The organism is Cypionkella sp. (assembly GCF_030652235.1).
Lineage (GTDB): Bacteria > Pseudomonadota > Alphaproteobacteria > Rhodobacterales > Rhodobacteraceae > Cypionkella.
Window position 1 is genome coordinate 94,321 of record NZ_JAUSBA010000018.1, and the last position, 21,479, is coordinate 115,799.

General features: G+C 60.7%; 29 protein-coding genes, 1 pseudogene and 1 riboswitch. Of the genes and pseudogenes, 17 read left to right on the top strand and 13 right to left on the bottom strand.

Translation table 11 applies throughout. The features are described from left to right. The first annotated feature begins 39 nt into the window (after window positions 1–39). Window positions 40–1,779, top strand: coding sequence for a serine protease (locus tag Q7V03_RS05015; protein ID WP_304924507.1), 1,740 nt, complete (start codon window positions 40–42; stop codon window positions 1,777–1,779). Between the two features lie 277 nt (window positions 1,780–2,056). Here Q7V03_RS05015 and folE2 read toward each other — a convergent pair whose 3' ends face one another. Both folE2 and metZ read right to left on the bottom strand, forming a co-directional pair. Next, entirely contained in the window at window positions 2,057–3,163 is a 1,107-nt protein-coding gene (gene folE2, locus Q7V03_RS05020; RefSeq protein WP_304924508.1) for a GTP cyclohydrolase FolE2, read from the bottom strand. A gap of 153 nt (window positions 3,164–3,316) precedes the next feature. Beyond that, a complete protein-coding gene (metZ, locus tag Q7V03_RS05025) occupies window positions 3,317–4,498 on the bottom strand; it encodes an O-succinylhomoserine sulfhydrylase (protein ID WP_304924509.1) in 1,182 nt (393 codons plus the stop codon). A gap of 50 nt (window positions 4,499–4,548) precedes the next feature. Beyond that, a riboswitch (SAM riboswitch) is annotated at window positions 4,549–4,625 on the bottom strand. A 111-nt stretch (window positions 4,626–4,736) separates the two neighbouring features. Between metZ and Q7V03_RS05030 the strand changes: the two genes are divergently transcribed. Then, window positions 4,737–5,462 carry a hypothetical protein gene (locus tag Q7V03_RS05030; protein ID WP_304924510.1) on the top strand — a complete coding sequence of 242 codons (726 nt, stop codon included), beginning with the start codon at window positions 4,737–4,739 and terminating at the stop codon, window positions 5,460–5,462. An 81-nt stretch (window positions 5,463–5,543) separates the two neighbouring features. Then, entirely contained in the window at window positions 5,544–6,461 is a 918-nt protein-coding gene (locus tag Q7V03_RS05035) for an alpha/beta hydrolase (protein WP_304924511.1), read from the top strand. Here Q7V03_RS05035 and Q7V03_RS05040 read toward each other — a convergent pair. From Q7V03_RS05040 to Q7V03_RS23800, 6 genes and pseudogenes are all read right to left on the bottom strand, one after another. Then, window positions 6,458–7,078: a hypothetical protein gene (locus tag Q7V03_RS05040; protein ID WP_304924512.1), complete on the bottom strand. Its 621-nt coding sequence runs from the start codon at window positions 7,076–7,078 to the stop codon at window positions 6,458–6,460. The two genes, Q7V03_RS05035 and Q7V03_RS05040, sit on opposite strands and share 4 nt — an antisense overlap. 91 nt (window positions 7,079–7,169) lie before the next feature. Further along, window positions 7,170–7,784 (bottom strand): inner membrane-spanning protein YciB, encoded by a 615-nt coding sequence (locus Q7V03_RS05045; protein ID WP_304924513.1) that lies wholly within the window; start codon window positions 7,782–7,784, stop codon window positions 7,170–7,172. Between the two features lie 4 nt (window positions 7,785–7,788). Next, entirely contained in the window at window positions 7,789–8,688 is a 900-nt protein-coding gene (locus Q7V03_RS05050; protein WP_304924514.1) for an EamA family transporter, read from the bottom strand. A gap of 73 nt (window positions 8,689–8,761) precedes the next feature. Beyond that, on the bottom strand, window positions 8,762–9,757 hold the full coding sequence (gene ftsY, locus Q7V03_RS05055; protein ID WP_304924515.1) for a signal recognition particle-docking protein FtsY: 996 nt from the start codon (window positions 9,755–9,757) through the stop codon (window positions 8,762–8,764). Between the two features lie 75 nt (window positions 9,758–9,832). After that, window positions 9,833–10,132: a lysoplasmalogenase family protein gene (locus tag Q7V03_RS05060; protein ID WP_304924575.1), complete on the bottom strand. Its 300-nt coding sequence runs from the start codon at window positions 10,130–10,132 to the stop codon at window positions 9,833–9,835. 40 nt (window positions 10,133–10,172) lie between these two features. Then, window positions 10,173–10,463, bottom strand: a pseudogene (locus Q7V03_RS23800) (lysoplasmalogenase family protein); the annotation flags it as partial. 157 nt (window positions 10,464–10,620) lie between these two features. Between Q7V03_RS23800 and Q7V03_RS05065 the strand changes: the two are divergent. Together Q7V03_RS05065 and Q7V03_RS05070 are read left to right on the top strand one after the other, a co-directional pair. Continuing rightward, window positions 10,621–11,664, top strand: coding sequence for an alkane 1-monooxygenase (locus Q7V03_RS05065; protein WP_304924516.1), 1,044 nt, complete (start codon window positions 10,621–10,623; stop codon window positions 11,662–11,664). A 66-nt stretch (window positions 11,665–11,730) separates the two neighbouring features. Next, window positions 11,731–12,174 (top strand): hypothetical protein, encoded by a 444-nt coding sequence (locus tag Q7V03_RS05070; RefSeq protein WP_304924517.1) that lies wholly within the window; start codon window positions 11,731–11,733, stop codon window positions 12,172–12,174. A gap of 268 nt (window positions 12,175–12,442) precedes the next feature. On the opposite strand, the gene xseA is transcribed toward Q7V03_RS05070, so the two are convergent. After that, window positions 12,443–14,002 carry an exodeoxyribonuclease VII large subunit gene (xseA, locus tag Q7V03_RS05075; RefSeq protein ID WP_304924518.1) on the bottom strand — a complete coding sequence of 520 codons (1,560 nt, stop codon included), beginning with the start codon at window positions 14,000–14,002 and terminating at the stop codon, window positions 12,443–12,445. Then, a complete protein-coding gene (locus Q7V03_RS05080) occupies window positions 13,999–14,583 on the bottom strand; it encodes a hypothetical protein (protein ID WP_304924519.1) in 585 nt (194 codons plus the stop codon). Before Q7V03_RS05080 ends, xseA begins: the two co-directional genes overlap by 4 nt. A 63-nt stretch (window positions 14,584–14,646) precedes the next feature. Between Q7V03_RS05080 and purD the strand changes: the two genes are divergently transcribed. The 12 genes from purD to Q7V03_RS05140 all read left to right on the top strand — a co-directional run bounded on the left by purD (window position 14,647) and on the right by Q7V03_RS05140 (window position 20,063). Beyond that, window positions 14,647–15,909 carry a phosphoribosylamine--glycine ligase gene (gene purD, locus Q7V03_RS05085; RefSeq protein ID WP_304924520.1) on the top strand — a complete coding sequence of 421 codons (1,263 nt, stop codon included), beginning with the start codon at window positions 14,647–14,649 and terminating at the stop codon, window positions 15,907–15,909. Between the two features lie 117 nt (window positions 15,910–16,026). Further along, complete coding sequence (locus tag Q7V03_RS05090) at window positions 16,027–16,206, top strand: hypothetical protein (RefSeq protein WP_304924521.1); 180 nt, start codon at window positions 16,027–16,029, stop codon at window positions 16,204–16,206. Then, window positions 16,206–16,430 carry a hypothetical protein gene (locus tag Q7V03_RS05095; RefSeq protein ID WP_304924522.1) on the top strand — a complete coding sequence of 75 codons (225 nt, stop codon included), beginning with the start codon at window positions 16,206–16,208 and terminating at the stop codon, window positions 16,428–16,430. The genes Q7V03_RS05090 and Q7V03_RS05095 overlap by 1 nt, the downstream gene beginning before the upstream one ends. A gap of 151 nt (window positions 16,431–16,581) precedes the next feature. Continuing rightward, a complete protein-coding gene (locus Q7V03_RS05100) occupies window positions 16,582–16,716 on the top strand; it encodes a hypothetical protein (protein ID WP_304924523.1) in 135 nt (44 codons plus the stop codon). Then, the gene (locus Q7V03_RS05105; RefSeq protein ID WP_304924524.1) at window positions 16,709–17,557 is read left to right on the top strand and encodes a phage Gp37/Gp68 family protein; all 849 of its coding nucleotides are present in this window, start codon (window positions 16,709–16,711) and stop codon (window positions 17,555–17,557) included. Before Q7V03_RS05100 ends, Q7V03_RS05105 begins: the two co-directional genes overlap by 8 nt. A 283-nt stretch (window positions 17,558–17,840) precedes the next feature. Then, window positions 17,841–18,506: a hypothetical protein gene (locus Q7V03_RS05110; protein ID WP_304924525.1), complete on the top strand. Its 666-nt coding sequence runs from the start codon at window positions 17,841–17,843 to the stop codon at window positions 18,504–18,506. Then, complete coding sequence (locus tag Q7V03_RS05115; RefSeq protein WP_304924526.1) at window positions 18,503–18,931, top strand: ASCH domain-containing protein; 429 nt, start codon at window positions 18,503–18,505, stop codon at window positions 18,929–18,931. Before Q7V03_RS05110 ends, Q7V03_RS05115 begins: the two co-directional genes overlap by 4 nt. Next, entirely contained in the window at window positions 18,928–19,125 is a 198-nt protein-coding gene (locus Q7V03_RS05120; protein ID WP_304924527.1) for a hypothetical protein, read from the top strand. Before Q7V03_RS05115 ends, Q7V03_RS05120 begins: the two co-directional genes overlap by 4 nt. Next, a complete protein-coding gene (locus tag Q7V03_RS05125) occupies window positions 19,122–19,526 on the top strand; it encodes a hypothetical protein (protein WP_304924528.1) in 405 nt (134 codons plus the stop codon). Before Q7V03_RS05120 ends, Q7V03_RS05125 begins: the two co-directional genes overlap by 4 nt. Further along, window positions 19,523–19,645: a hypothetical protein gene (locus Q7V03_RS05130; protein ID WP_304924529.1), complete on the top strand. Its 123-nt coding sequence runs from the start codon at window positions 19,523–19,525 to the stop codon at window positions 19,643–19,645. Before Q7V03_RS05125 ends, Q7V03_RS05130 begins: the two co-directional genes overlap by 4 nt. Beyond that, window positions 19,642–19,836 (top strand): hypothetical protein, encoded by a 195-nt coding sequence (locus Q7V03_RS05135; RefSeq protein ID WP_304924530.1) that lies wholly within the window; start codon window positions 19,642–19,644, stop codon window positions 19,834–19,836. Before Q7V03_RS05130 ends, Q7V03_RS05135 begins: the two co-directional genes overlap by 4 nt. Continuing rightward, the gene (locus Q7V03_RS05140; protein ID WP_304924531.1) at window positions 19,836–20,063 is read left to right on the top strand and encodes a hypothetical protein; all 228 of its coding nucleotides are present in this window, start codon (window positions 19,836–19,838) and stop codon (window positions 20,061–20,063) included. Before Q7V03_RS05135 ends, Q7V03_RS05140 begins: the two co-directional genes overlap by 1 nt. Before the next feature lie 114 nt (window positions 20,064–20,177). Here the strand turns inward: Q7V03_RS05140 and Q7V03_RS05145 are convergent, their stop codons facing one another. The 3 genes from Q7V03_RS05145 to Q7V03_RS05155 all read right to left on the bottom strand — a co-directional run bounded on the left by Q7V03_RS05145 (window position 20,178) and on the right by Q7V03_RS05155 (window position 21,441). After that, window positions 20,178–20,459: a hypothetical protein gene (locus tag Q7V03_RS05145; protein WP_304924532.1), complete on the bottom strand. Its 282-nt coding sequence runs from the start codon at window positions 20,457–20,459 to the stop codon at window positions 20,178–20,180. Next, window positions 20,459–20,950: a TIGR02594 family protein gene (locus Q7V03_RS05150; RefSeq protein ID WP_304924533.1), complete on the bottom strand. Its 492-nt coding sequence runs from the start codon at window positions 20,948–20,950 to the stop codon at window positions 20,459–20,461. The genes Q7V03_RS05145 and Q7V03_RS05150 overlap by 1 nt, the downstream gene beginning before the upstream one ends. A gap of 116 nt (window positions 20,951–21,066) precedes the next feature. Continuing rightward, window positions 21,067–21,441, bottom strand: a complete 375-nt coding sequence (locus Q7V03_RS05155; protein WP_304924534.1) for a hypothetical protein — start codon at window positions 21,439–21,441, stop codon at window positions 21,067–21,069. Window positions 21,442–21,479: the final 38 nt, after the last annotated feature.

Sequence of the window (21,479 nt, forward strand, 5' to 3'; positions counted from 1 at the left end):
AAATGCCGCGCTTTGCGAAAAATGAGAATGGACGGATCTATGAGACTTCGGATGGTTGTGCTGGCGCTGCTGGTGGTGCTTGGGTTTAGCCCAATGGTGATGGCGCAACAGCAAGCTTGGGTGCAAGTTGAAGCCCAGCCCAGTTTGGCTGAGGCCGAGGGCCGCGCCCGTGACTATGCCGCCGCGTTTCCGAATGTGGCTGGCTACCAGCTTTCGTCAGGTTGGTATGCGATTGTGCTGGGGCCATATTTGGCAGAAGCCGCCGCAGGCGCGCTGGCTGATTTGCGCAGCGCCGGCGCGATTCCGCGCGACAGCTTTGTGACGGATGGCGAAGCGCATCGCCAACAATTCTGGCCAGTGGGGGCGATTGCTGGCCAGCCGCAGGTCGACCCGGTACTGGTTGATCCGGATATTCAGACGGTGGCTCCGGTGATCGAGGTGATGCCCGCCGAGGAAACCGTGCGTGAGTCAAAAGCTTCGGAGGCGGAATTGGATGCCGAGGGCCGAATGGCGCTGCAAACCGCGATGGCATGGTATGGCTTTTACGACGGCGGCATTGACGGCGCGTTTGGCCCCGGCACCCGCAACTCGATGGCGGCTTGGCAAGAGGCGAATGGGTTTGAAGCGACCGGGGTGCTGTCCACCAAGCAGCGCACGGCTTTGGTGGCAAATTATCAGGCGGATCAGGCGGAGTTTGGCTTTGTTTTGGTGTCGGAACCGGAGGCGGGGATCGAGATTACGCTGCCGATGGCCTTGGTGCGGTTCGACCATTACGAGCCGCCGTTCGTACATTACACTGAAAAGTCGGGCTCTGGGCTGAAGGTGATCCTGATTTCCGAACCGGGCAATCAGGACAGCCTGTCAGGACTATATGATGTTCTGCAAACCTTGGAGGTGGTGCCAGCCGAAGGGGAACGCAGCAAGTTGGAAAAAAGCTTCACCATCCATGCGGCGTCCAGCACTGTGCAAAGCTATGCGTATGCGGAAGTGAAAGATGGCATGGTGAAGGGCTATCTGGTGGTGTGGAACCCAATCGATGCAGAGCGGATGAGCCGGATTTTGCCCGCGCTGAAAGCCAGCTTCCGGGGCGTGGGCGAAAAGGCTTTGGACCCCGGCTTGGTGCCGATGGATGCAGCGACACGGTCGGGGTTGCTGGCGGGGATGGAAGTGAAGCTGCCGAAACTGTCGCGCTCGGGGTTTTTTGTCGATGCGGCGGGGACGGTGGTGACCACGGTTGAAGCGGTGGCGCAATGTGGCCGGGTGACGATTGATCACGCGACCGAGGCGCGGGTGGTGGCGCAGGACGCCGCAACTGGGATTGCGATTTTGCAGCCGGTCACACCATTGGCACCGCAAGCTTTTGCGCGGTTTTCCAGCGGTGTCGTGCGGTTGGGATCGGAGATCGCCGTGGCGGGATATTCTTACGAGGATAAGTTGCCTGCCCCTGTGCTGACTTTCGGCACGCTGGAGGACGAAAAGGGATTGAACGGCGAGGCGGGGTTGTCTCGGCTGGCGGCTCCGGTGATGCCCGGCGATGCGGGCGGGCCCGTTCTGGACGGCACTGGGGCGGTGCTGGGGATGCTGCTGCCACCAGCGGTGAAGGGGGCGAAACTGCTGCCCGATGGGGTGGCTTTTGCCGCGCAAGCTGGGGTGATCGGGCAGGCTTTGACGTTGGCGGGGATGGCTGTGAGCCCGGCCACCTCGACCACGTTGGCGACACCGGATGCTTTGAATGCGGCGGGGCTGGGGATGACGGTTCTGGTATCTTGCTGGGAATGACTAACCCTGCCCACGCGCGGCCACAAGGCTGCGCACATGGAGTTTCAATGGGTTACGGGGTAGTCGTTAGGGAAGTCTTAACTTTTGCATCCCTGCGCCTGTAGAGGTGTTGAAGCCTCCGGCTGCGATTTTTGAGCAGAGAGGAGGACCAAGAACTGCGGTTTAGGATTTGCTCTTTCGGAAATACTCATCTTTGAAAACACCGATGCCGCAAACCGGAGTTTCCAGTTTGCGGCATTGGTCTTTGCCATGACAAGATAGGTTTACCCCGCCCCTGCTAGCCGACGTGATACAGGCTGGCGAACAGCTTCGGATCCAGACTGTCGGCGGCAAACGTGGCTCCTTCGGTCAGCACGGACACCGCATCATGGCTGTGCAGACTTTCCTGATGGCTCGCCACAATGCGGAAATCGCCGATGCGGTCGTCTTGTTGCAATGCTTGGCAGAAGGTGCGCGCGGCGTCCTCGACGAAGATCGGGTTGGCGGCGTTCAACTCGGCGAAAGCCTGTTCATCTTCGCGTTTGACCATCACTTGCGTCTCTGTCGGCACGGCTTTGCGGGCGATATCAATTAGGTCTTCAAACCAGACGCATTTGTCGCCGGTCAGTTCCACCGAGATGCGCGCGACAGAGCGTTGCGAATGCGGTGTCGCCATCTGTCCCCGAGTTTGGCGGGCGTGCTCCGACAGTTCCAAACTACACGGGCAGGTGCTGGAATAAACGAAATCGAGGTGCATCAGGCGTTTGCGCACCCCGGCTTTGTCCACAAGCTCCAAAGCGATATCATAATATTGCCAGCCAGACAGACCCGAGCGCAAGCTTTCCACCTTCATCGGGAAAGAAAACCGCATTTGGATGCGGGCATCAAAGCTACCGAGGTCTTTCAGGTAATCTTCCAGCGCGTGTTCGATCACTTGGTAGGAAAACTCACGCTCGGCATGGCCGTAGAAAGACCGTATAATCCGGCTCATGTTGATGCCTTTTTTTTCGGCCTCAAGACTGACGGTGCCTGTCACGGAAGTTTCCAGCGTCACCGGTCCATTGTCGCGGGTCCGGTAGCGGATCGGCAGGCGGAAGTTGGAAATCCCGACATGCTGGATCACCTGTTTCGCGCCGATGATCAGGCTGGCGGGACCATTTTGCAGATCAGGCATCGAGTCTTTATAGGCGTCGGACACCACGAAATCGGCAGGATATTCGCGCGACAGAACAGGATAGGTTTCGCCAACCAGCGCACCTGCGCCGGGAGCCAAGGTTGCGATCTCGGCTTCGGTTGCCCGCTGCGCCCATGCGCGCAGGGTCGCCAAAGCGGCTTCGGCCTCGGCGCGACCGGGTTTGATATCAAGGCCCGATTTTTCCTCAAGACCGATCATGTGGATGTTCATAGCAGCGCTCCCCTCGTTGGTCGCAGAAAATAGCATATAGAGGGGTTGCCCCATTATCCAACCCTGACCGAAGAAATACGCGTGAAAGGCGACATTGGATTGACAAACAGCAGATTTTTGTCGCCTGGCGGGGCTTGCAACCCCGCCCTTCGGTCAGATCGCGCTCAGCGCGTTTTGCAGATCGCTGATCAGATCATCCACGTCCTCTAGCCCAACCGACAGCCGGATCAGGCCGGGGGTGATGCCCAAAGCGTCTTTTTGCGGCTGTGGCAGGCGCTGGTGGGTGGTGGTGGCGGGATGGGTGGCGATGGATTTGGCATCGCCGAGGTTATTGGAAATCTTGATGATTTCTAAAGCGTTGCAGAATTTGAACGCGGCTTCTTTGCCGCCTTTGATGTCAAACGTCACCAAAGTGCCGCCCGAACCCATCTGCGCCATCGCAAGCTGATGTTGCGGATGCGACGCCAGCGCCGGGAAGATCACCTTGGAGATGCGGTCGTCGGTTGACAGCACTTCGGCGATTTTTAGCGCAGAGTCCGCCATTGCACGACAGCGCAGGTCCAAAGTGGCCATACCGTTCAGCATGATCCATGCGGTGAACGGGCTCATCGCCGCACCGGTGTGCTTGAGGTAAGGCTCGGCCACTTTGCGGATGAAATCTTTGGTGCCGCAGATCACCCCGCCCAAAGCCCGACCTTGGCCGTCGATGTGTTTGGTGGTGGAATAGACCACCACATCGGCGCCTTGCTCGACCGCGCGGCTGAACACTGGGGTGGCAAAGACGTTATCGACGATCACCAAAGCGCCGACGGCATGGGCGATTTTTGAGACTTCGGTGATATCGACCAACTCTAACGTCGGGTTGGACATTGACTCGAAAAACACCGCCTTGGTGGCGGGGGTGCAGGCGGCGCGCCATTGATCGAGGTCTGTGCCATCGACGAAGCTGACGCTGACGCCGTAGCGGGTCAACACTTCTTCGAGGATGTAGAGGCACGAGCCGAACAGGGCTCTTGACGACACCACATGGTCGCCCGCGCGCAGCATCGACACCAGTGCGCCGTTGACGGCGGCCATTCCGCTCGCTGTGGCGAAGGCGTCTTCGGTGCCTTCCAGCGCCGCGATGCGTTCTTCAAACATCCGGGTGGTCGGGTTGCCGTAGCGGGCGTAGATGAATTCGTCGTCACCGGCTTTGATAAAGCGTTCCTCGGCGGATTCGGCGGTGGGGTAGACGAAGCCTTGGGTGAGAAAGATCGCCTCGGCCATCTCGCCATATTGGCTGCGGCGCGAACCCTCATGCACCAGTTTGGTGCGCGTTTTCCAGTCTTTGGTCATGGCGAAGACCCTCCGGTCCAAAGAAAAACCCCGAAACCAAGGGGCTTCGGGGCTGCTGACCCGGACCCTCTTTAGCGGATTGTTTAACGTGGCCCGCAATTCGGAATAAAGCACCACCAGCGTTGGATAGCCTGTCGCCGAAGCGAGGTCAACGGCGGGCGGCAGATTTTGCGCGCGTTGCGACAGAAAGCGCGTAGGCTGACCGGATTATCGCATATTTTTCCACGAGGTGATTCCGATGTCTGGATATGGCTATCAGCCAAAACCGATGAATTTGATGACCGGCAAGCTGGCGCTTTCGCCCGAAACCCAAGCGATCATTGCCGAGATTGAGGCGAAGATGGCGGCGCGGGCTTGGATAGAGGCGATGCTGGCCCCAAAATGGGCCGATCTCATTCCCACGTTGCAACTTTCGACGTTGCGTCCAGTGCTGGTGGGTCCGGTGGCGGGGGCTCCTGCGGCATGGCTTGTGCCGCTTCCGGCTGGGGCGGGACCGACTGCGCCGAACCCGGGGCCAGAAACACCCCATGCGGGTGAGGCCAAAGATGTATTGGAGGCGGTTTATAAACTGCCGATCGTGCAAAAGCAGGTCGGACTGGTGCAGGATGAAGCCAAGCGACAATGGGGGGTGCTGAAGGGCGAGTGGAAGGCGGCTCCGACGGGCGAGAAGGTCCTGATGGTCAGCAGTTCCATCGTGGTGGCGGGGGCATTCATTGCGCCGATTTTGGCGGTGCGCGACACGCGGCTGATGGCATTTGGGCTGATCAAGGACAAATGGCTGCCGGTGCCGGGGCTGGACGGCTACAAGATCAAGCTGCTGGATGAGGGCGCGGGGGTGACGGTGCCTTTGCCGGTGCCGGGGCTGACGGTAGAGGCAGAGTCGCAATTTTTGCAGAGCGGGGCGAAGCCGACGACGATCATGTTCCAGTTTGATCTAATGGAGTTCTGGGGCAAGAAAAAGTAGCCGTTACGCTGCTGTAACCCCGCGTTCATGGCTTTGTTGCAGCCTTGTGGCAGCCTTTGGGTGTCATGAGGAGACTGTGTCATGCCGGATCAGGCGGTGTTGCGTGTCGACGTGGGCCGCGCGGGGTTGCGGGTAGACCGGGCGGCTTTGGCGGCGGCATTGACAGCCCTGCCTGCGGGCGCGCCAGTGGTGGTGATGATCCACGGCTATCGCTTTGCACCGGGGGCTGCGGGCGGGAATTGCCCGCATCGGCATATCTTCTCGTTGCAACCGCCGGTGCAGGACTGGACGGCGATCTCTTGGCCTCGGCATTTGGGCTTGAGTGGCGGGCGGGCGCTGGCGATTGGTTTTGGCTGGCCCGCGCGCGGGCGGTTTCGCGGGGCCTGTGTGCGGGCAAGGGTTGCGGGGCGGGCTTTGGCGGAACTGGCGGAGCTGGTGCAGAGCCTTGATCCGGGACGGGCGTTTGATGTCGTGGGGCATAGCTTGGGGGCCAGGGTGGCGCTGGCCGCCCTGCCCTATGCCAGCCCCGGCGCTCTGCGGCGGTTGATTTTACTGGCGGCGGCAGAGACGCGGCGTCCGGCGATGCGGGCGATGGCCTCGGCTGCGGGGCGCAGTGTGCAGGTGGTCAATGTCACCACGCGCGAGAATGATCTGTTTGATTTTCTGTTCGAGTGGCTGGCAGGCGCGGGTCTGGATACCGCGATTGGGCAGGGCTTGCGCGAAACGCCTGCGAATTGGCTCGATCTGCAGTTGGATCAGCCCACGAGTTTGGCGGCGTTGGCGCGGTTGGGCCATGCTTTGCCCGAGGCTCCGGCGCGGATCAGCCATTGGTCGCCTTACCTGCGGCCGGGGGCTTTGGGGCTGTATCGGGCGATTTTGGACGGCTCACTGCCGCTTGGGGTGTTGCGGAATGCGCTGCCCGAGCGGCGTGATCCACGGTGGTCACGGTTGCTGGCGGGGTGGTGCTGGCCGTTGATTGGGCGGATGCAGCGGGTTTAAGCCGAAGCGTAGCCTTCCTGCACGCTGCGCACCAAGGCGGTGCGGATCAGGTTCGACACCAAGGGCAGCAGGCCGAAATACAAAAGCCAAGTGGTTTGCGAGGCATGATGGATCAATGTCTCATTCACTAAGACCATGGCGAGGTTATAGATCACCATCACCCGGGTCATCACCGCATCGGTGCCGCGCATTTCCGGCTGCGGCCAGCGGAGACGGTTGATGGCGTAGGACCCGTCCACCACGTCGATGGTGTAAAGCGCTGCGGCGAAGACAAAGTAGAGGCTCAGGAAGCGTTGACACAGCAGAGGTTCCGCGCTCCAGATCAGCAAAGCCAGGGCTCCGGGGCCTGCCAGCAGGATCAGCGCGACGGTGACGGGGGCGGAAACATGCGCGCGGGTGCGGCTGATCATCAGCCGAGATTTCATCGCCAGACGCAGCCCCATGCCCAGCACGAAAGCGACCATGAAGGTGGTGCTGGCATCGTCCAGCCAGATCCGCAGCAGCGGCCATGCAAACAGGATCAACAGGCCGGGCAACAGGATTTCAACCGGAAACGGAGAGGTACGGCGAAAGCTGCGGAAAAACTGCGCGACGTTGTCCAGTATTGCTTCAAACATTCCGCATCCCCCGGTTGACCGCGCTCTTTCTCAAGGCGCAATCTGGCCGGGGTTGGGCTGGATTGTGGTGAGTTTACGGCAGCAACAGCGGTCAGCTGTTGTCGGTTGGCGCGTCAGGTTCCAACGCAAAGCGGCTGAGCACACCGCTTTGGCTGATGAAGAACAGGAACAAAGCTGCGGTCAGGCCGAAGGTTTTGAAGGTCACCCAAGTGTCGGTGCTGAACATCCGCCAGATCGCCTCGTTGGCAATCGCGAGGGCGAAAAAGAAGGCGGTGAGGCGACGCGTCAGGATCATCCAACCCTCGGGTTGCAGCGGAAGGGCTTCTTCCATCACCAGTTTCAGGTAGGACTGGCCGCGCAGAAGGCCGATGCCAAGGGTGATGGCAAAAGCGAGATAGAGCAGCGTCGGCTTCATTTTGATGAAACGCTCGTCTTTCAGCCAGACCGACAAGCCCCCCATGACGATCACCAAGATCAGCGTCATCAACTGCATCTTTGACAGCGTGCCCGTGAGTTTCCACAAGATCGCGGTGGTGGCGATGATCAGCACCACGAAAATCGCCGTCATCAGGATGAAGCCGGAATAATCAGTGCCAAGGATGTGGAAGGTTTTGTCTTTGAAAAACCGGAAGCCCGCGAAGAACAGCACGATGGGGCCAAGCTCTAGGCCCAGCTTGACCATTGGATTTAGTTTACTGGTTGCCATCGCCCTACCCCGCCCATTCCATCACGACTGCTCCTAACGCAATCAGCGCCATCAGGCCAGTGCGGACAAGCCCGACCTTCTCGCCCAGCACAAGCCAGCCGATCAGGGCGGCGAAAACGGTCGAGGTTTCGCGCAGCACTGCCGCTTCGCCGACACGATCAAGCCGGGTGGCGATCATGATCGAGCCAAAAGAGAAATAGGCGACAAAGGCTCCGATCAGGCCGCGTTTGAACAGCGGGATCGCTTGGGTTTTGGTAAGGGATGCGATGCGGCGGGCCATCAGGGCGGGGATGAAGATGCCGTCGAACATGAAGAACCATGCAAGGAAGGTGAACGGATCAGCGGTGGCGCGGATGCTCCAAGCGTCATAGGTGGTGTAGACCGCGACGAAAGCGCCAGTGGCGGCGGCAAAGGTCAGCGCAGAGACGAGGGTGTCGCGCTCGGCTTGGAGGTGGCGCAGGTTGTAGACAGCGAGGCCAAGGATCCCCGCCACCAGCAGGCAGACGCCGAACCATTGCAGCGGATGGTAGGTTTCACCGAACACCAACCCAGCGCCAATTACAGTGAACAGCGGGCCGGTGCCTCGGACAACTGGGTAGACCACGGTGTAAGCGCCGCGGTCATAGGTCATCGCTTGCAGCAGTTTGTAGACCGCGTGGATCACGAACGCGCCCGCAAAGATCGCCCACATATGCGGCTCAGGCCAAGGCACGACGAATAGGGCAAACGGGGCGGCGATCACGCCATAGGTCAGGTCAATGACAGCGCGCGACAGCCACGGGTCGTGCTTGCCCTTTTGCAGCGCGCCAAAAATGGCGTGCAAGACGGCGGCCAGCAGGGCCAGCGCAAGGGCGAGGTGCTGGCCGGTCGGGGTGCCGGCGATCGAGACGAGCCAGTTTGACATTATTCACTCTGCGCTTGGGGTTAACCGCCGGGGCCAGCCCCGGACCCCGGGATATTTGAGCACAGAGGATGACCTAGTCGGGTTGGCCTACCAAGGCGCGGGCGAAATCGTCGGGGTCGAACGGCGCGAGGTCGTCGATTTGCTCGCCGATACCGATGGCGTGGATCGGTAGGCCGAATTTATCGGCCAGCGCCACGAGAACGCCACCCTTGGCAGTGCCGTCGAGTTTGGTCATCACAAGGCCTGAGACATCGGCAATTTTGCGGAAGATTTCGACTTGGTTGATGGCGTTTTGCCCGGTGGTGGCGTCCAGCACAAGGATAGTGTTGTGCGGCGCGGTCGGGTCTTTCTTGCGGATGACGCGGACAATTTTCGACAGCTCCTCCATCAGATCCTGACGGTTTTGCAAGCGACCCGCAGTGTCGATCAGCAGCAGGTCAGCGCCATCGGCTTGGGCTTTGGTGAGCGCATCGAAGGCAAGCGAGGCGGGGTCGGAGCCTTCGGGGGCGGTCAGCACGGGGACGCCCGCGCGGGTGCCCCAGACTTGCAACTGCTCGACCGCCGCCGCGCGAAACGTGTCGCCTGCGGCGATCACCACGGATTTTCCGGCGGCTTTGAATTGCGCGGCGAGTTTGCCAATGGTGGTGGTTTTGCCAGAGCCATTGACGCCGACCACCAGCACGACCTGCGGTTTTTGTGGGTAAAGCGGAAGGGGCCGAGCCACCGGGGCCATGATACGGGCGATCTCAGAGGCGAGGGCGTCGCGCAGTTCCGAGGTGGAGATGCGTTTGCCAAAGCGGCCCTCGGCGATATTGGCGGTGACGCGAGTGGCGGTATCGACACCCATATCGGCGGTGATCAGCAATTCCTCAAGGCTTTCGAGCATGGCATCGTCAAGCAGGCGGCGGGGTTCGTCGCTGCGGCCGATCAGGCGCGAGATCAGGCCGGGTTTGGCCTCGGGCGTGGCTTCCGGGGTGGTTCCGGGATCTGCCACCAAAGCCTCCAGCCCCTCACCGATCTTGTCGGAGGAGCGGAACATCCGGTCTTTCAGCTTTTTGAAGAAGGACATGGCGAGTTTTGGCCTTTGGCTGAGGTTTCCTTCACCTAAGGGATTTATCGGGTCGGGAAAAGGGCGGGTACGGGTTTAAGCGCCGAAAGGCAGCCAATAGAGACCAGACCCGTGCAAGATAAGCATTTGCCCGCACCAATAAGCGGGCCAGAGTGCAATCGACAGCTTTTGCGCCGTCTTTCCGGTGGGGACCACGAACAGCCGTAGTGCCAGCAGCAGGTCGGACAGGATGAACAGGGCAGCCCCGATTTGCAAATATGTCGCCCCGGCGGTTTCGGGATGCGGCACCAGCAGAACGGATGTCAGGCCCATCAGACCGATCACAATGACATAGCCGCGCACCGGCCAACGCAGGGGGCCAGTGCGGGGAGCCAGTACGGGGAGCCAGCCAGATTTCGGTTGAAAGAACCAGCAGAGCGAGCGCGATCAGGGCGGCAAGGCTTAGGCCAGACAGAGCGGCGGGTGGTAAGGTATCGGTAAGAGTTTGCGCGCGCAGCCAGAACGCTGCGCTATAGGCGAGATGGCCTGCGGCAAACGCGGCCATTCCGAGCAGAAACGCGGTCTTCCTGCGCCGGGTCAGGGCAAAATCGCCCAGCGCGCCGAACGCGAGGCCGAGGCCGATCAACGGAGAAATGCTGGTCGGATGGGTGAAAGCCACGACGGCGAGCAGACCTGTCGATGCTGTCTTTAAAACAGATCCGGTCAAGCCGACTTGATCACGCGCGGCACCGATGACCCAATAGGTACCGAAACAGAGCCCGCGAGGATCAGCAGCAGGGGCACGTCGTCTGGCATCTGCGGCTCCTTGCCTTTGACCCTTGTTGGCTCTGGCCCTTGTGATTTCTCCTGTTAGATTGCCGACCATGCAAGCTGTTAGCTCACGTCCCCTGCCTATGGCGCTGTTCGCGCTGGCCTCGTTGCTGCCTTTGGCGCTGTTTGGCGCGGGCGTGGCATGGGGTGGGTGGTGGGGGGTAGCAGGACTGACCTATATGACCGGCTTTGCCGCCTGTTTGGACCAGATTAGCAGTTGGTTTTTGGGCGATGCGCCCGAGGGAGCGGAGTTTCCGGCAGCGGATGCGTTGCTGGTGGTATTGGGGCTTGGCGCGCTGGCACTGATGCCTGCCGCCGTTTGGGCGGTTGCCGGGCAGAGTGGGCTTTCGGCTGGCGCGCGGGTGGCGGTGTTTGCGGGCGCAGGGCTGTGGCTGGGCCAAGTGGCGAACCCTGCGGCACATGAGTTGATCCATCGGCCGGGGCGCGGGCTGTTTCGCCTGGGCGCGCTGGTGTATTGCTGGCTGCTGTTTGGCCATCACACTTCGGCCCACCGCTTGGTGCATCATCGCCATGCCGCTTCGGCGCAGGACCCGAATACGGCGCGCTCAGGTGAGGGCTATTATGCGTTTTTGATCCGGGCCTGGGGCGGCAGTTTTCGGCGCGGCTGGGCGGCGGAGGATGCGTTGCGCGAGCGCGGGAAAGTCGGGCTGCATCCCTATGCAGTTTATATTGGGGTGGCGGGGCTGTGTCTGGCCTTGGGTTTCGTGATTGCTGGGGTTTGGGGGGCTTTGGCTTGGGCGGCGCTGGCAACTCATGCGCAAAGCCAGTTGATGCTGTCGGATTATGTGCAGCATTATGGGCTTACGCGGGCAGTGCAAGCGGATGGGCGGTTTGAGCCAGTCTCGGCCCGGCACAGTTGGAACGCGCCGCATTGGTTTTCCGCCGCCTTCATGCTGAACGCGCCGCGGCATTCCGATCACCATGCGCATCCCGGCCGCCCCTACCCTGCCTTGCGCTTGCCGGATGCCGAAGACGCGCCGCGCCTGCCTTGGCCGCTGCCGCTGGCCTGTATGATCGCGCTCTGCCCTCCGCTCTGGAAGCGCGCGATCCGCCCGCATCTGAGGCGCTGGCAGTAGCGGACACGAAGCTGTCACTGGATTTCTCGCCGGGCTGCGGGCAGGATCGCGGCAACGGAGATTTTCATGCGCCATTGCCTCGCCCTCGCCTTCCTTGCGTTTGCAGCCCCGGTTTTGGCCGAAACGCCGCCACCGCCAAGCCCTGTGCTGCCCAGCCCAGTGCGCCCGAGCGCGCCTATGACGGCGACGGCGTTTGAGGCTTATGTGACGGGCAAAACCCTGACCTATGCGCTTGACGGCACGGTGTATGGCACCGAGCAGTATAAACCGGATCGCAAGGTGGTCTGGGCCTTCACCGAGGATGAATGCCGCGAGGGTTATTGGTATGACAAAGGCCCGCAGATTTGTTTTGTCTATGAAGATCCGAACGATCCGCAATGCTGGCTGTTTTTCTTGGGCAGCACCGGCATGAAGGCTGAATTCATCGGCGACGGCGCGGGGTCTGATCTGTCCGAAGTGGCGCAAAGCGCTGGACCTATGGGCTGCATGGGGCCGCAGGTCGGGGTTTGACCGTTTAACCGGAGCCGCCTCGGGGGCCATCGAGGCCCCGCTCAGCGGCGCTGCCGGGGATCAATACTGAAGCTCGATCTTGAGCTGCAGCGTTAGATGCCTGCGGCGCGAGTATTTCAAAAAGAGCAAGCCTGAAGTCATTGCTCTTTCTGAAATACTCCCCCCCCGGAGGGTCCACCGTTGCGGCCATACTTCTAATTTCAGACTTAGGCCTATACGGCTCCGCGCTACAACTTTCGTGCTTGAAATTCGGTTGTCGGGCAGGCGCTTAAAACAAACTGCCTTGCTCTGAGCCCCCCGGCTTGAGTTTTCTTGACGCGCGCGGACCTAGGGTGACTCGGCCATCGGCGAATTCGATCTCGAGAGTTAGGGCTTTTTCAGCGACGGTTTTGCTGGTGATGACATGACCGTCGCCGCGCACCACGGCGTAGCCGCGTTTGAGGGTTTCGGCATAACCCAGTGTGGTGCGGGTGCGGTCGAGGGCGTCGAGGCGTTGCGACAAGCGGATGAAGCGTTGGGTCGGGGCGGCTTGCAGGCGGGTATCGAGGGCTGCCAGTTTGATGCGGCCTTCGGCGGTTTTGCGGGTGGCATCGCTGATTAGGCGGGTGAGCGCGGGAGCTAACCGCGAGGCCCATTTGTCTAAGCTGGCGTGTTTGCGTTCTTGCGCCCGAGCGGTGCGGTCATGAAGGCGCAGACCCGCGTTGCTGAGTGCCTCGGCGCGGCGGGCGATCAGGGCCAGCAGGGCTTCGGGGCGCAGGCGCGAGGCGATCGTGGCATAGGTGCCGCGTTTTTTTGCCGCCGCTATGCCCAGTGCGCCGCCAAGGCGTTGGTTTGCGGTATCAAGGCGTTGGCGGGGGGTGGCGAGCAGGGTTTCCAGCCGCGGCAGCGCCCGGGTCAGATCGCGCAGGCGTTGGTCGCGGCGTTGCAGGGTTTGCGCCACTCCACGCGATTGGCGGGCGGTCAGCGCATCGAGCGTGGCAATCAGGTCGAGGCGCACCGGGACGGCGAGTTCGGCGGCGGCGGTGGGGGTGGGCGCGCGCAGGTCTGACGCGTAATCGATCAGGGTGGTGTCGGTTTCGTGGCCTACGGCAGAGATGAGGGGTATTTCTGACGCTGCCGCGGCTCGGACGACGATTTCTTCGTTGAAGCCCCAAAGGTCTTCAAGGCTGCCTCCGCCCCTTGCGACAATAATCAGGTCGGGGCGCGGGATCGGGCCTCCGGGTTGCAGGGCGTTGAAGCCTTTGATGGCGGCGGCGACTTCCGCCGCGCAGTTCTGGCCTTGCACGGCGACGGGCCAGATCAGCACATGGCGGGGAAAGCGGTCACGCAGGCGGTGCAGGATGTCGCGGATGACGGCACCAGAGGGCGAGGTCACGACGCCGATGACGTGCGGCAGATAGGGGATCGGCTTTTTGCGGGCGGGGTCGAACAGGCCCTCGGCGCCCAGCGCGGCTTTGCGTTTCTCCAGCATCGCCATCAAAGCGCCCGCACCCGCCAGGGCCACATCATCGACGATCAGTTGGTATTTCGACTGGCCAGGGAAGGTGGTCATCCGCCCGGTGGCGATCACCTCCATGCCTTCCTCGGGTCGGACCTGCATCTTGGCGACCTGGCCCTTCCATGACACGGCATCCAAGGAAGCCCGGTCGTCCTTCAGCGCGAAATACAGATGGCCCGAGGCGGGGCGGCTGACCCGGCCAACCTCGCCGCGCACCCGGACAAGGCCAAATTCGCCCTCGATCACCTTCTTCACCGCGCCGGAAAGTTCCGAGACGGTGAATTCCGGGGAGTTGGAGGGCGCGGGGGTGTCTTCGAACATATCGGTCATGCGCCTAGCTTTGCCACAAATCCCTTACGAAAGGGAAGGTTCCTTGGCCAAGGGCCTTCGGTAAACCAAAGAAATCCGCCCGTCAAAAGCAAGATCAGAGAAACAGCCAACGTCGGAAAGCCATAACGAGCGGCAATGCCAAAAGCGATACCAGCGGCCAATGCGGTCCAACCAAGCAGTTGCAACTTCATTGAAAATGGTTGGGGCCAAATATGCTCGGGGTCTACCGGACCAAATTCCATAGCACGTAATTCTAAGGTCCGACGATAACCCTCCCGCAGGGCGACGGGAACTATTGTTGGCGTCAAAAAGATGCGGCACTGGCCAATCGCTTGAGAAAGCATCATCATGTGTAGCGGGCGCAAGCATTGTAGGGCCAGTGCGACAAAGTGACTGGGAACCAATGCTTCATTGCTGACGGCTAAGAGATAGAAAAAACGTCTTAGTTCCTCAATGATTTCCAGCTTTACATGGTCAGACAGCGGTTTCCCGCCAAAAAGCCATGATGTTGGCAAGATAAGATCATCAACATTGAGCAAATCAACGGCCTGCAACCGCGCCCACAAGGTTTCGTTACGCATCCTTGCCTCCTGTTGGTGCAGACCTTATGACGGCCCTATCCACAAGCCAAGCGGAGGCAGCTTATGAACATCCTTATTCTGGGGTCAGGCGGGCGCGAACATGCTTTGGCTTGGGCGGTGAAGCAGAACCCGAAGACGGATCGCTTGATCGTGGCTCCGGGGAACGCTGGGATCGCGATGCTGGCGGAATGTGCGGATTTTGACATTCTCGACGGGGCTGCGGTGGTGGCGTTCTGTGCCGAAAATGCCATTGATTTTGTGATTATCGGGCCGGAAGCTCCACTTGCGGCGGGGGTGGCGGATGCGACGCGGGCGGCAGGATTTCTGACATTTGGGCCGAGTGCTGAGGCGGCAAAGTTGGAGGCCTCGAAAGGGTTCACCAAGGAAATCTGCGCCGCTTGCGGCGCGCCTACAGCGGCATATGCGCGGTTTACCGAAGCGGGGCCCGCGAAGGATTATATCCGGGCGCAGGGGGCCCCGATTGTCGTCAAGGCCGATGGCTTGGCGGCGGGCAAGGGTGTGATTGTGGCTGAGACCGAGGCCGAGGCCCTTGCTGCGATTGACGATATGTTCGGCGGCGAGTTTGGCGCGGCTGGCGCGGAAGTGGTGATTGAGGAGTTTATGACCGGCGAGGAGGCCAGTTTCTTCATCCTGACCGATGGCGTGCACGCGTTGCCGATTGGCACGGCGCAGGATCACAAACGGGTGGGCGATGGCGATACCGGGCCGAATACCGGTGGCATGGGGGCCTACTCCCCCGCCCCGGTGTTGACCGATGCGGTGGCCCAGCGCGCGATGAATGAGATCATTTTGCCGACGATCACAGAGATGGCCCGGCGCGGCACGCCCTATCAGGGGGTGCTTTATGCCGGGCTGATGATCAAGGACGGTCAGGGTCGGCTGGTGGAGTATAACGCGCGGTTTGGCGACCCTGAGACACAGGTGCTGATGATGCGTCTGGGCGCGCAGGCGTTGGATTTGTTGCTGGCTTGTGCTGAGGGGCGGCTGGATAAAGCGCAGGTCAACTGGGCGGAGGATCATGCCATTACCGTGGTGATGGCGGCAAAGGGTTATCCGGGGGCGTATCAGAAGGGCTCGGTGATCGAAGGGCTGGAGCGGATGCCCGAAGACAGCCGTCATATGGCTTTCCATGCCGGCACGGCGATGAAGGACGGTCAGGTTACAGCCAATGGCGGCCGGGTGCTGAACATCACGGCGCGCGGCGATAGCTTGGCCGATGCGCGCAACCGGGCCTATGCGATGATTGATCTGCTGCACTGGCCAGACGGGTTTTGCCGCTCTGACATCGGCTGGCGGGCCCTGTAAGCGAATTCCGATGCGGGTTTCGTCGTCTTAGCAATAACCAACAAATATTGATTATTTTACTATTCCAAGCCCCATCTTTGTGATGCAAAATGAGCCTCAAATCAACCGGGGCAACTTATGACCAATTACCTCCTGAAACCGCTTTTCGAGGATTTCGACACCCGCGCAGCTGTCGCGCGCCGCCATGCTGTTGGTGGCGTGCTGTCCGAGGCTGACACGCACGGACTCTACCGCCGTGTCGCATCCAATCACGGCTGCACGCCCGAGGATGCTAAACGCTGGATCGAGGGCCGGTGATGGACGCGGGACATTGGATCACCGCAGCGCTTGCGGCTGTCGTTTTGATCGTCGCGGCCATCGCCCGGAGAAAGCCGCGCACAAGCGATCTGAGCGCCGGGCAGCAGTATCGGCGGCGTCAGGATTGGCACAAGGCCTCCAAGCCGAATCCCGATTCGGCACCATCGCGCCAAGTGCGCCGCGCCCAAGAGCGGGCAGCAAAGAAGGGGCGGGCCAATGGCTGATCAGTGCCAGCATATGAATTTTGGGGCGAATGTCTCGGTCGGTCGGATCACAAAGAGCGAAGGTGCCCCCGTCGATTATTTCACGGCTGACGTTCGCATCAAGTGCGCGGACTGCGGCCTGCCCTTTCAGTTTCTCGGACTGGAGGCGGGCATGGATACACAGGGCGCGCGAGTTAGCGTCGATGGCCTTGAGGCTCGCTTGGCTGTTTGCCCGCAAGGGGCTGAACTGTCGCCGTTTGACCGGGTGATCGTCCGCATTGGTGGGGTGGGCCCGCGTCATGGCTGAGAACTCAAACATCGAGTGGACCAAACACACTTTTAATCCCCACATCGGCTGCACGAAGGTCGGGCCGGGCTGCGATCATTGCTACGCCGAGGTGTGGGATGCGCGCGGGCTGCAACAGGCCGAAACCCGCTGGGGTCCACATGCGCAGCGCACCCGCACCAGCGCAGCCAACTGGCGGAAACCGATTGCTTGGAACAAAGCTGCGGCTGCCCTTGGTGAGTTTCATCGCGTGTTCTGCGCGTCTCTTGCTGACGTGTTCGACAACCACACCAGCATTCAGCCCCAATGGCGGCGCGACCTCGGCGCGCTGATCGAAGCAACACCCAACCTGATCTGGATGCTGTTGACCAAGCGTATCGGCAATGCCCGCCAATACCTCGCGATGATGTTTCCCAATGGCGTTCCCAAAAACGTCTGGCTGGGCGCAACAGTGGTCAATCAGGAAGAAGCTGACCGCGACATTCCTAAACTGATCGCCACGCCAGCCAGCATCCGCTTTCTTTCGATGGAGCCGCTTCTTGGTCCGGTGGATCTGCGCGGTGTCACCGTCGCGCATGGCATCAATGCGATGTGGCCGGTCGATCTGGTGATCGTCGGCGGCGAGAGTGGCAAAGGCGCGCGGCCATGCGACCCGCAATGGGTTCGCCCGATCCGCGATCAATGCGTTGCCGCTGGGGTGGCATTCCACTTCAAGCAGTGGGGCAACTGGCATTCTGACGCCCTGCGCTTCACCGATATGCAGGGTCGCTGCCCGCCGCCAGATATGAACATCGGCAAGAAGGCTGCCGGCCGAACGCTCGACGGTCGCACATGGGATGAAATGCCAGTGGTGGCCGCATGATCCCGCAAACCGATCAATGGGATGAAACCCTGCGCGGCAAGAAAATGTCGGCCGCCACAGGCAAGGTGATCTTCAAATATCAGATGCCGGTGCTGGAGCAATTCACCATGAGGCTGCCAAAGGGCGCGGAAATCATCCGCATGGCCGATCAGGGCGGCATGTTCTGGCTCTGGGCCGTGGTGGATACCCGCCTGCCAGACGAGGACCGGCCTGTTCTATCGCGGCTTCTGCGCCGTCCATGTCCAACAAGAGTTGGGGCTCTACATCTTCGAGGATCTCACAAATGCGGACTGATGCAATCTACGGCAGCCTCCCTGTCGATCTGGGCTTGGTCGATATTTCGCCAGTGGAGCAGATGGCTTGGCTTTACTGCCCGATCAAGCTGCCCAGTCAGTTGGTGGTGACGATGCCGCCAAATCTGTGGCAGTTCATGCCGATCATCAACGCGGTGATCGACGATGTGGTCGATACCGACGCCGATCTGTGGCCCGACAGCTATGTCTATCTGACGGCAAAGCGCCTTTGGGTAACTGCGGACAGCCCCGGCAATCGTCCCGGATGGCACTCTGACGGTTTCCTGACCGATGATCTGAATTACATCTGGTCGGACGGAAATCCGACTGTGTTCTGGTCGCGCGAAACGCAGAAGGTGAGCTTCATCGCCGATCATGTTGGATCGATTCCAGAAATGGAATTGATCTGCGAAACTGATCGCTTCCGGCACCACATCTATTCCAACAAGCACCTTCTGCGGCTTGATCAGACCGTGATGCACAGGGTTGGGCCCGTCGCAAACCCCGGATTCCGCAGCTTCGTCAAGGTGTCGGTGGCGAAGGATCTCTATGCGCTCGAGGGCAACTCAATCAACCACGGATTGCCCATCGGCGGCAGGTATCAGGCCCGTGCTGAGGTGCGAAATAATCCGGCTGGCCGGAGTGATGCGCTATGAGCGCGCTTCCGCAACTCGCCCTGTCGATCCGCCAGCCGTGGGCATGGGCGATCATCAACGCCGGCAAAGACATCGAGAACCGCTCTTGGCCGACCAAGCAGCGCGGGCCGATCTGCATCCATGCCGCCAAGGGCATGACGAAAGATGAATATTCCGATGCAAATCGCTTCATCCAGCGGAATGTGGGGGCCGTCGATCAGGTATGGCTTAACCGCTGGCTTGGAGTGACAGCTGCGGAGTTTCTGCTAGATCGCGGTGGCATCATTGGAACGGCTGAAATCGTGGACTGCGTTGAGGCAAGCGACAGCCCGTGGTTCTTTGGCACCTATGGCTTCGTTCTGCGCAATGTGCAGCCCGTCGAGTTTATCCCGGTCAAGGGGGCGCTCGGCTTCTTCGACTGGCGCAAGCAGATGGTGGCTGCATGATCGAAGATCCCTGGCACCCCATCGTCACCGTCCAGCTTTCCGGCAGCATCACCGCACAAGGGCCGACCGTCGAGGAAGCCGATGTGCGCCGCCAAAGCCTACCCACCGATATGCACGGAAAGCTGGCGGTGCGGACCGGCGAAAACACGGTTGCCGTTGGCAGGCCGATTCAGAAAATGAGGAAGCCATCATGACTTCCACCCCCGATCCCGCCCTAGCCGCGCGGTCCCTGTCGGCGCTTGAGAAAATCCAGCAATTCCCGAAGCAACAACCTGTGACCCGCGCCGCGATCAATCCGGAAACGATTTGGATATACCCCGAGCAAGGCGATCCCGGCGCTGGCGAATGGTTTTGTGCCGCAGAGGTTGATAAGCCGGAAGCATCCGCAGCCATCCAATACATGCGCGTCGATCTGCATAACGCCGCCGTGCAAGCCGCCGTGGCGAAGGCGGTGGAGGCGGAACGGGAGGCGTGTGCAAGGATTGCGCGCGGGCTTCGTGATCAATGGCGATGCGCAAACGGCTTCGAAGGCTTTGCGACCGGGGCCAAGATCATAGATGATGCCATCCGCGCCCGCAAAGGAGATGCGCTGTGAAGGACACCATCGCCATAATTCTGCTGCTGACATTTCTCTACTTCGTCGGTGATCCGGCCGCACTCGGGAGAATGGCTGCATCGGTTCGTAACGGTTTCAACAGCGAGGCCACCCCATGACCCACCCACAGACCGCCGCGATGCAAGAACTACGCCAGATGATCTATGAAATGCGGATTGAGCAGGCCAAACTGCGCCCCGTTCTGCGCGATTACTCAGCCAAGATGAGGGCTAACATGCGGCAGGATGGACCGACAGGTTTTGTCATGCTGCGCCTATCTGACCTGATCGCAGACACGGAGGGGCGGTGATGTGGACTGAAACTGTTGACGCGCTGCCAATTAAACCCGGAAAAAGCAGCTACGAGCAAATCTGCTGCCTGATCTATGTGAATGGCGCATATGAAGTTGCGGTTTGGAACTGCGAACACGATTGCTGGGATGATGCTGAAGGCGATGATTTCCGCTATCACCCCAAGCAGCCGCGTTGCTGGATGCCGCTCGATGCCCCGCCCCCAACACCGCAGGAGACGCCTTAGCCGCGCGCCACGCACATGCCGAGGTTAGCCCGATCACGGCCCCAGAACACCTCAATCTCTGCATCGTCCATCGCGCGCGGCGGTAGCACTTGCGGGCCGGGGATAGGCGGAAGATCAGGGCTTGGAATATTCGTTGAGCCGCAGGACGCGAGAAGCAGGCAGGCAAGCATGGCTTTGGACAGGTTCAGCACGGGCTTGATCCTCTAGGGCTAGGGCGAATTGGCGCGCGTCCACCTCTGCGGTCAGGATTTCGCGCTGTTTGATCGCGGTGCGCTCTGCGGATTCCAGAGCGGCGGCTACATGGCCCGCCTCGCAGTCTGAGCCACCCTTATGGTATCCAGCGCCGAAGGCCATCAGAACGGCCCCCAGCGCGCCCAGAATGAGCCAAGGCCGCATCATGCTTCGTTTTTCGACACAGCCGCGCCGCGCTTAAGCACTGGCAGCGGGATCTTGGGGTTAGCATAGGTCGAGGGCCAGCGGATTGCCTTGCACCGATCCTTTGCAATCCAAGTGCGAGAGATACTGTCACCCTGATTGCCGCCGAGGACGCAGTAATTGTCAGCATCCTGCCCGACCAGCACGCCGATGTGCCCGCCTGTGGGTCGCTTGAACGCGGCGAACGCACCATAGAGCGGCATGCAGGAGACACCAAGATATGACCAATTCAGCGCCCAATACGGGTTGCGACCCAGATCGCCGGGCCGGGGCTCTTTCGGCAGCGCCAGATAAAGCGCGGTGTCAGCGGCATCGCCGCACCACGGCAGCTTTGCAGGATCGCCCAGCGTCTTGCCATCCGACCGCAGCCACTTCGCCAACTTGTCGTGGTCGCGGGCCTCATGCCAGCCCAGCACCTTCTCAAGCTCGGTTATCCAAGGAAGTTGCTGCATGTCAGGCTCCAATCAGGGGCAGGAAAAGGATGATCAGGGAGAAAACGCATCCCCATGTTAGACGGTGCAAGAAATCGTCAATGTCCGAGCTGCTGTCGCGGCGGATCTTGCGCAGATCAAACATCGGGCTTTCCCCCATCATTGGCGGGCAGAACCCCCCGTTTCATGCCCCTCAGGTAGACTTCCAGAAGGCCGGGGATCAGGACTCCACCGAGGTAAGCGGTTGACCCAGCTACGCCCCCAAAGGCAGGCGTCATTACATCAAGCGGCAATTTGAGCGACCACATCAGGAAGGGCCACGTCAGCGCCCCCAAGCCTGTCGAAACGAGACTGCCAATGGCGATGTGCCGGAATAGATCGCGGCGGGCTACCTTGATAATCAGGCCAGAAGTGGCCCCGCCGATAGCACCCCATGCCGCCAGATTGAACAAGCTGGACGCAGCGATTGCTTGCAGAAGATCAGCCCAGAAGGATTGGTTTTCAGCGGGCATATCGACCTCGTTTTGAATGTGTCTGGCGGAGCATTTCC

What these genes read in the sequence shown, in the direction of transcription:
- Q7V03_RS05015 (WP_304924507.1), top strand. Translation starts at nt 40, where the DNA reads ATGAGACTTCGGATGGTTGTGCTGGCGCTGCTGGTGGTGCTTGGGTTT.
- Q7V03_RS05125 (WP_304924528.1), top strand. Translation starts at nt 19,122, where the DNA reads ATGACTTCCACCCCCGATCCCGCCCTAGCCGCGCGGTCCCTGTCGGCG.
- Q7V03_RS05115 (WP_304924526.1), top strand. Translation starts at nt 18,503, where the DNA reads ATGAGCGCGCTTCCGCAACTCGCCCTGTCGATCCGCCAGCCGTGGGCA.
- Q7V03_RS05080 (WP_304924519.1), bottom strand. Translation starts at nt 14,583, where the DNA reads ATGCGTAACGAAACCTTGTGGGCGCGGTTGCAGGCCGTTGATTTGCTC.
- xseA (WP_304924518.1), bottom strand. Translation starts at nt 14,002, where the DNA reads ATGACCGATATGTTCGAAGACACCCCCGCGCCCTCCAACTCCCCGGAA.
- Q7V03_RS05095 (WP_304924522.1), top strand. Translation starts at nt 16,206, where the DNA reads ATGGACGCGGGACATTGGATCACCGCAGCGCTTGCGGCTGTCGTTTTG.
- Q7V03_RS05145 (WP_304924532.1), bottom strand. Translation starts at nt 20,459, where the DNA reads ATGCGGCCTTGGCTCATTCTGGGCGCGCTGGGGGCCGTTCTGATGGCC.
- ftsY (WP_304924515.1), bottom strand. Translation starts at nt 9,757, where the DNA reads ATGTCCTTCTTCAAAAAGCTGAAAGACCGGATGTTCCGCTCCTCCGAC.
- purD (WP_304924520.1), top strand. Translation starts at nt 14,647, where the DNA reads ATGAACATCCTTATTCTGGGGTCAGGCGGGCGCGAACATGCTTTGGCT.
- folE2 (WP_304924508.1), bottom strand. Translation starts at nt 3,163, where the DNA reads ATGAACATCCACATGATCGGTCTTGAGGAAAAATCGGGCCTTGATATC.
- Q7V03_RS05090 (WP_304924521.1), top strand. Translation starts at nt 16,027, where the DNA reads ATGACCAATTACCTCCTGAAACCGCTTTTCGAGGATTTCGACACCCGC.
- Q7V03_RS05030 (WP_304924510.1), top strand. Translation starts at nt 4,737, where the DNA reads ATGTCTGGATATGGCTATCAGCCAAAACCGATGAATTTGATGACCGGC.
- Q7V03_RS05050 (WP_304924514.1), bottom strand. Translation starts at nt 8,688, where the DNA reads ATGTCAAACTGGCTCGTCTCGATCGCCGGCACCCCGACCGGCCAGCAC.
- Q7V03_RS05150 (WP_304924533.1), bottom strand. Translation starts at nt 20,950, where the DNA reads ATGCAGCAACTTCCTTGGATAACCGAGCTTGAGAAGGTGCTGGGCTGG.
- Q7V03_RS05105 (WP_304924524.1), top strand. Translation starts at nt 16,709, where the DNA reads ATGGCTGAGAACTCAAACATCGAGTGGACCAAACACACTTTTAATCCC.
- Q7V03_RS05140 (WP_304924531.1), top strand. Translation starts at nt 19,836, where the DNA reads ATGTGGACTGAAACTGTTGACGCGCTGCCAATTAAACCCGGAAAAAGC.
- Q7V03_RS05155 (WP_304924534.1), bottom strand. Translation starts at nt 21,441, where the DNA reads ATGCCCGCTGAAAACCAATCCTTCTGGGCTGATCTTCTGCAAGCAATC.
- Q7V03_RS05070 (WP_304924517.1), top strand. Translation starts at nt 11,731, where the DNA reads ATGCGCCATTGCCTCGCCCTCGCCTTCCTTGCGTTTGCAGCCCCGGTT.
- Q7V03_RS05110 (WP_304924525.1), top strand. Translation starts at nt 17,841, where the DNA reads ATGCGGACTGATGCAATCTACGGCAGCCTCCCTGTCGATCTGGGCTTG.
- Q7V03_RS05120 (WP_304924527.1), top strand. Translation starts at nt 18,928, where the DNA reads ATGATCGAAGATCCCTGGCACCCCATCGTCACCGTCCAGCTTTCCGGC.
- Q7V03_RS05045 (WP_304924513.1), bottom strand. Translation starts at nt 7,784, where the DNA reads ATGGCAACCAGTAAACTAAATCCAATGGTCAAGCTGGGCCTAGAGCTT.
- Q7V03_RS05065 (WP_304924516.1), top strand. Translation starts at nt 10,621, where the DNA reads ATGCAAGCTGTTAGCTCACGTCCCCTGCCTATGGCGCTGTTCGCGCTG.
- Q7V03_RS05100 (WP_304924523.1), top strand. Translation starts at nt 16,582, where the DNA reads ATGGATACACAGGGCGCGCGAGTTAGCGTCGATGGCCTTGAGGCTCGC.
- metZ (WP_304924509.1), bottom strand. Translation starts at nt 4,498, where the DNA reads ATGACCAAAGACTGGAAAACGCGCACCAAACTGGTGCATGAGGGTTCG.
- Q7V03_RS05135 (WP_304924530.1), top strand. Translation starts at nt 19,642, where the DNA reads ATGACCCACCCACAGACCGCCGCGATGCAAGAACTACGCCAGATGATC.
- Q7V03_RS05035 (WP_304924511.1), top strand. Translation starts at nt 5,544, where the DNA reads ATGCCGGATCAGGCGGTGTTGCGTGTCGACGTGGGCCGCGCGGGGTTG.
- Q7V03_RS05040 (WP_304924512.1), bottom strand. Translation starts at nt 7,078, where the DNA reads ATGTTTGAAGCAATACTGGACAACGTCGCGCAGTTTTTCCGCAGCTTT.